Source organism: Nostoc sp. ChiVER01, assembly GCF_034531155.1.
Lineage (GTDB): Bacteria > Cyanobacteriota > Cyanobacteriia > Cyanobacteriales > Nostocaceae > Nostoc.
Genome location: NZ_JAVRBS010000040.1, coordinates 56,830 through 63,983, shown reverse-complemented (window position 1 = coordinate 63,983; position 7,154 = coordinate 56,830). Strand labels below are relative to the sequence as shown.

Annotated in this window: 4 protein-coding genes; 1 reads left to right on the top strand and 3 read right to left on the bottom strand. The window is 37.4% G+C overall.

All coding sequences use genetic code 11. The features are described 5' to 3' along the window. Together RMY00_RS32895 and RMY00_RS32890 are read right to left on the bottom strand one after the other, a co-directional pair. The coding region (locus RMY00_RS32895; RefSeq protein ID WP_322651555.1) for an NACHT domain-containing protein at nucleotides 1-1,754 on the bottom strand (1,754 nt) is incomplete at its 3' end. Nucleotides 1,755-1,955: 201 nt separating this feature from the next. After that, entirely contained in the window at nucleotides 1,956-2,399 is a 444-nt protein-coding gene (locus RMY00_RS32890) for a hypothetical protein (protein WP_322651554.1), read from the bottom strand. A gap of 674 nt (nucleotides 2,400-3,073) precedes the next feature. Here RMY00_RS32890 and RMY00_RS32885 point away from each other — a divergent pair. Then, nucleotides 3,074-4,585: a glycosyltransferase family 39 protein gene (locus RMY00_RS32885; protein ID WP_322651553.1), complete on the top strand. Its 1,512-nt coding sequence runs from the start codon at nucleotides 3,074-3,076 to the stop codon at nucleotides 4,583-4,585. A 245-nt stretch (nucleotides 4,586-4,830) separates the two neighbouring features. Here RMY00_RS32885 and RMY00_RS32880 read toward each other — a convergent pair whose 3' ends face one another. After that, nucleotides 4,831-6,990, bottom strand: coding sequence for an ATP-binding protein (locus RMY00_RS32880; protein WP_322651552.1), 2,160 nt, complete (start codon nucleotides 6,988-6,990; stop codon nucleotides 4,831-4,833). Nucleotides 6,991-7,154: the final 164 nt, after the last annotated feature.

Here is a 7,154-nt window from a genome sequence, read left to right as displayed (position 1 = left end):
TGCAAAGCATTAATTAAGGCAGATACAGCTTCTTGGTTGCCGATATTTCCTAACGTCTGTGCGGCACTCCTAAGAACAGAGAAATCTTCATGCTGCAAAGCATTAATTAAGGCAGATACAGCTTCTTGGTTGCCGATATTTCTTAACGCCTGTACGGCTCTCCAACGAATATCGGAATCTTCATCCTGCAAAGCATTAATTAAGGCAGATACAGCTTCTTGCTTGCCGATATTTCCTAACGCCTGTGCAGCTCTCCTACGAACATCGGAATCTTCATCCTGCAACCAGTTACTTAAAAAAATAACGGCATCTTCAGAGTGACTGATACCCAAAAACTCAACTTTAAGTAATTTATGAATGTCTAACTTTAAAATTAAATCGACTGTTTCTTTCTGATACTCCCGCTTTACCTCTCCTGCCAATCTTGCCGCTAACTTCAAATCCACATCTAAGGCTAACTTCACCACTCCTAAAGCCTGTCTTTTATCATCCACCAACCCCAACATCAAAGCTACGGGTTCTGTCCACTTCAAATAATTCAGATAATCCTTTTTCAGCTTTTCATCACTAATCTTGTCAAGTTGTGGGAGTAGAGATTCTGCGGCGTAGTATTCCTGAATTAGCTGGTGGCGAAATTCAATTTGGTCATCTGTTCGCAATTGAATCAAGTGATACTTGAGCAAATCTTCTAGCCAGCGTCTTGCACAATCATCACTAAAATCTACTTTTTTTTGTAAAAATGTCGCTAAAAACTTCCTAGCTTGCTGTTTAGAAATAGTTAATCGCAACTCAGTCGAATTATCGCCTCGCATCATTACAAATGCTAGATGCTGCAATAAATCAGCCTGCCAGTTACGTAACCTTTCAGCAATTGGTACATCTCTCTTGAATATGTAATACTCTCCAGAGAACAGACGAAACAGATCACCTAAACTAGTAGGAATTTTAGCATGATTGAATATTTTACACAGCATCCACAATAATAACGGCGTTTCCGCCAATTCCCGCAAGCGTCCAGCCAACTGTCGCAGTATTTCATCACCCACCTCTGGCAAATAGGCGCGGACAAATTGCTGCATCTGCGCTTCTGTGAGGGGTTGCATTTCCAGTTTTTTTTCAATACCTAAATCACCCCCCACCCCCAAATACCGCGTAGTAAAAATCATCGGCGTGACTCGGTAGTATTTCTGCCGAAATCCGTCTAAATCTCGTCTAGCTTCATCATTGGGTAATTCATTCAAACCGTCTACAAGTAACAAAAATCGCCCTGTAAACAATAGATTTTCAATCTCTTCACTGTTGAGGTTTAACTTATGGCAAATCAAAAAGTCCCGAATTAAATCCAGCACCGAAGTTTTGTAGCGCCTTAACTCCACTAGCACAGGAATTTTCTGATTTGGTTCTCTTTGTTTCCCCTTTTGAGCTTCTTCCCACAACAAACGTTCTAAAGCTGTAGATTTGCCTGAACCCGGTTTTCCTACTAACAAAACATGGACGGGTGCATACTTCCGTAACCCTTCGAGGATATTCAACCGTTCAATTTTTTCTCTATCTGGTGCTTCACCTTCTCGTTGCTGTGGTACTGTTTGCACCCTCAAACTCAAATCTAAGCGTCTGCGCGATTTTTTGGGTTCAAGTCTTTGACGGTCTATAGCATCAGTTGACGTGTATAAATCTTGCCAATCTCTATATGTGTCATCCTCGGTGAGAGATTCTAGATACCTATGAAAATCTATGCTGTGGTTTGCAACCATAGTAGTCAATTGACCGAGGACTTTTAAGCGCTCTTTTATATACTACATAATAAAATGCTCAATTCTTTTTATGGTGTCTATACTACAAACGAAGTTTTACCCCACCCTAACCCTCCCCTTGCAAAGGGGAGGGAACAAGATTCCGGTTTCCCCCCTTTACAAGGGGGGATTAAGGGGGGTAATTTAACTATTGGATTTTACTCAACTTACGACGATCGCACCCGACACCCCATTCATAGATCCATTTGCAGAAGAAACTTCAACAGAATCGGCTGCTAAAGAATTGGTGGGTTTGGAATTGTCTAATACGCTTCGCTTCTTCTTGGTATTACCTCGTCTAGCACCACCCGCCATCTCGTATTCTGGGCTGGTTTTACCGTAACGGCTGCCAACTCCTAGTAACATTTGTTCTGACATCGCTATTACAACCTTTTCGGCGTTATTCACATCATCTGTAAGTTTGTCAATGGTAGATAATGCAGTGTTGTAAGCAGCAAGCTTAGACCGGAGATCGTTAATTGTCATGGTGTAAGCTTGTATAGTTAATCCTTGGCCAAAGTCAAGCTGTACACTGATAGATTGTAAACTTTCAATCCGGCGATCGGCTCGTTCTAAAACGGTGGAATTTCTTTTACGACGTGCCATAATGCATCTCTGGTACTAGGTTATTAGTACTGTTTTATACCACTATTTTTTTGTTCGTCATGGGAAAATATAGCAAATCAGTTGCGATCGCATCTATAAAAGTTTAGTTAATTTCACTTAGACTATATTTTATTCCAGGTATTAAATACATTCATAATTTCGTTACAACAATTGCTGCAATGACTTAAGCCTTTCTTATACATGGAAGAACATTTGTTGAAAAGTATTTAACAATTGCAGCAACGACTTATATGTTTGCAAGAAAGACTTAAGCCTTTCTTATACATGGAAAAGCATTTGTTGCAAAGTATTAAACAATTGCAGCAACGGCTTATACCTTTGCAAGAAAAACTTAAGCCTTTCTTATACATGAAGTAATCTTAGCTGCTAAGGTTTAAATTTTTGTAGTCTCAAGCGTAGGAGCGATCGCTTTTGCTGGTTGTCTGAGATAATACCTCTTACATAAATCAACTAATCGCGGCAATAACGTAGCGTTAGCGACAGCGTAGCGTTAGGGAGGAACGAGCATCGGAACAAACGCCGCTTTGCTACAGGCTACTGGAAAAAGTTTTTTAAAATTTGGTGGTGGGTAAGAGCAACCACCATAATTTTTCGATTTTACACCCAGTCCCCAATCCCTAATCCCCAGTCCCTTTTACTAGAAATAAATTTTCATGATTAATCTTCCTAAATTAAATAAAGTTGACTTTTTAGTTTTGATTTGTGTTTTCATAATTGGTTTGATAAATTTACCTTTTCCATTTGCAGGAGATCAAGCACTATTTACAACAGGTGCTTTGGAGATGCAACAAGGAAAGGTACTCTATCGGGATTTTTGGGATTTAAAGCAACCTGGAATTTATTACTTTTATTTCTTAGCAGGAAATTTATTTGGTTTTAATGAGATTGGCATCCATATTTTTGAACTGATTTACATGATGCTTTTCTCTATTACATTGCAGCTAACTCTAAAAAATTATTTTCGCCATCAGATAGTAGCAAGCTTAGTACCTTTGTTAACAGTTGGGGTTTACTACATTGTTTCATATCATAAACAATTTACTCAAGTAGAAGGACTAGTTGGTTTTCCTTTATTTTTATGTCTTTGGCTAACTTATGAATCTTTTAATCATGAAGGAAAGCAGAGATTTATTCAACTTTTACTTTCAGGCTTCATGGGTGGAATTGTCCTGATATTTAAATTAATATTTTTGCCTATATTACTTTGTTTTTGGCTAACTGCTTTGCTTCATTCTATATTGATAAAACATCAAAAAACTAAAAAAATATTTCTTGAAATTTGCCTGCCAATTTTTATAGGAATTATTTTTCCTATTTTATTTATTGTTATCTATTTTGCCTCGGTTGATAGTTTATCAATTGTATATAAGACATTCTTTGTATATCCAAGCCAGGTGGTTGCTAATGGTAAATTAAATAAGTTTAGGTTAATTTTTGGTAATCTATGGTTTTTAAAGAATTTTATCACTTTAGTTGTAATGGCTATTGTTGCAGTAAATGTATCATTGCGTAAGAATAAAAATTTATTGACTTTATTATTGGTTGTTTGGTTTGTTTTTGGGTTAGGTGTTATTTTTATACAAATTAGGTCACTTTGGCTCTATCATTATTTACTCTTATTTGTACCTACAGGTATTTTAGCAACCAAAGGTTTAGATATATTATGGGAGCGTTTCAAAGAATTAAGTTCACCAATAATTAAAATTCTGGTGTCATTGGTGTTTTTATCACCTTTATTATGGAATTTTCAAATTAAGAGTATTGCTTTAGTTAATAATAATTTTGCTTTAACTGAAGATACACGATTTAAATTTCAGAGTAGATTTAGAGGAGATTATGTATCACTTCGTTCAGAGATTGCTTTTCTCTCGCAACCAGGAAGTTTACCTGGTGCAATTTTCGTTGCTGGAGACCCCTCTATTTATTATTTATCTGGTCGTACTCAAGCAACATCACTAAATGCATGGTCGCTTGAATTATTTCTACCTGAGCAATGGCCACAACTTTTAGGAGAATTAGATTCATCCAAGCCTCCTTATATATTTGTTACTAATAAATATCACGCTTTGATTCAAGAAAAGTTTCCAAAAATTCTAGAATTGATTGAAAAAAGATATCATATTTTATCTAAAACTAGTTATGGTAGTTGGTATATTTTAAGCTAGAACATGAGAGTTCCCTTCTTGAAGAATTCAGAAGTCAAAGTGCAATCAAACAAGAATTAGTAGAGGTTTTAGCCTAATAATTGATGTTTTATAACCGTTAAACTACTTAAATACTCTGATGAATGTCTAGCGTTGTCAATAGACTGGCTGCCATAAAGGGGAAAGTTATATTATGTCCGGCAAATTACTTGTGATATGTCCTTGTAAATGAAATGAAGCCGCAATACTTGTTGGTTTTAGACGTTTCAAACAAGTGGCTTATTTACGCCTTTTGTTCCCATAAGTTTAGTAATGGCTGCAATTAATTCTTCTGGTTTAAAAGGCTTAGGTAAATGCATCTGAAACCCAGCTTTTAGTGCTTCTTGCCGATCATCATTTTTAGCAAAAGCCGTCAAGGCGATCGCTGGAATTTGTCCACCTTGTTCTGGTGTCCAACTTCTCACTTTACGTATTAACATATAGCCATCCATATCGGGCATACTAATATCACTAACCAACACATCTGGCTTTACCTCTGTTAGAGTTTTTAATGCTTCATAAGCAGAAGATAAAGCGATAACAAAAGCCCCATCTTGCTCTAATACAAAAGCAGCAAAATCTAACGAATCAGGATCATCATCAACAACTAAAACCCGAACACCAGCAAGAGGTAACGACTTAGGAGTTAATAATACAGGGTAGTTTTGTTCATCAGTCAGGCTTGGGCTTTCATCTTCCAGAAGCGGCAAACTAACAGTAAATGTTGCTCCTTTGTTTTCACCCTGGCTATCTGCTTTAACAATGCCGCCATGTATCTCGATGATATTACGCACAATTGCCAATCCCAGCCCTAATCCACCAAAATTTCTCGTAGAGGTGCTATCTGCTTGGCGGAAGTAATCAAACACGAATGGTAAAAACTCAGCGCTAATTCCTTTGCCTGTATCGCTAACTATGATTTGAGCATAGCCATCAGCTTGCTTTAATTCTACTTTTATCTTTCCTCCCTTGGGTGTAAATTTTACAGCGTTAGACAGGAGATTCCAGACGACTTGCTGCAAACGAGTAGAGTCGCCCATAACTTCTCCCATAAGGGGTTCAAATACTGTACTCACCTCAATCAACTTTGCTTCTGCTGCTAAACGCATTGTCTGTAATGCAGACAATATCGTAGACTCTAGATTAATTTTCGTAATATCTAGCGTCAGTTTGCCCTGTAAAATTCTGGAGATATCCAGCAAGTCTTCAATGAGTTGAACCTGTAAGTTGGCATTTCGTTCGATTGTGGCTAGTGCTTCAGATGTTTTTGATTGGTTTAACCTGCCGGTTTGCAACAACTTTGACCAGCCGAGAATTGCGTTTAATGGAGTGCGTAATTCGTGAGAAAGGACGGCTAAAAATTCATCTTTAATTCGATTGGCTGTTTCTGCTTTAGCTCGTGCTACTTGTTCTAATTCTAACAGGTGCGCCCGTTCTTCAAGTATTTGTTTTTGTTCGTGGATATCTGTACATGTTCCAAACCACTTTACTACAATACCTTGCTCATCTTTGAGTGGTAAACCTCGCGCTAGCTGCCAACGATAGCAGCCATCAGAAGCCCGTCTAAAGCGATATTCATTGTTATATATAGTGCTGTTTTTTACAGCATTAGACCAAACTTCATTAGCATTTTGGATATCATCTGGATGCAATGCAGCCAACCAACCAGAACCCAAGGATTGCTCTAATGTTAGCCCAGTGTATTCGCACCAATTTTGATTAAAATAATCACATTCACCGTTAGGATTGGTTGTCCATACAAGTTGAGGAATTGCCTCAGCCAAATAACGGTAGCGTTCTTCGCTTTGTCGAAGAATTTCTAAAATACGTTGGCGTTCAAGGATTTCTTGTTGTAATTGCTCGTTAGTCTTGGTAATTTCATTGGTACGAACAGCAACCATTTCTTCGAGATGATTTTGGTATTTTCGTAGTTCTTTTTCTACCCGTAAGCGTTCGCTTATTTGTGTTTGAAGTTCTTGATTTGCTTGTTCTAGTTGAGCAGGGCTAGGAAGTGCTAGTGCTTGGGGAACTAGAGGTATAAGTTGTACTGCTGTAACTACAGATATCATTGCAGTTACTGCTTTGACAAAACCTGATAGCCAATAGGTTGGATGCCAAAGCGTCCAAATCTCTATTAAATGAGTGGTGCCACAAGCTACAATAAAAGCACTAAACAGCAGAAAAATCCAATCAAAAGGCAAATCTTGTCGCTTGCGAACAAAGTAGAAGAGTGTAGCTGGAATCGAGTAATAAGCTAGTGCAATGAATGCATCAGATAATATGTGTAACGATACTAAATTCGTTTGCCATAAATAGCAGTGTCCATGTGGAATAAATGATCCTGATGTAAAAAAATTAGTCCACAATTTTGATATTATGTCTGACATAAAAACTAAGTTTTTTAATCTATAACAATCACTAATAAATTTATTTTTTAATTAGCCCAAGTTGTTTGCATATTTTAAATTTACTATTATCCTGTCTGAAGATAAGAATAAGAGAATGAGTAAACAAGACGCTATGCGATTGCGATAGCCTGTGGTAAGCCACT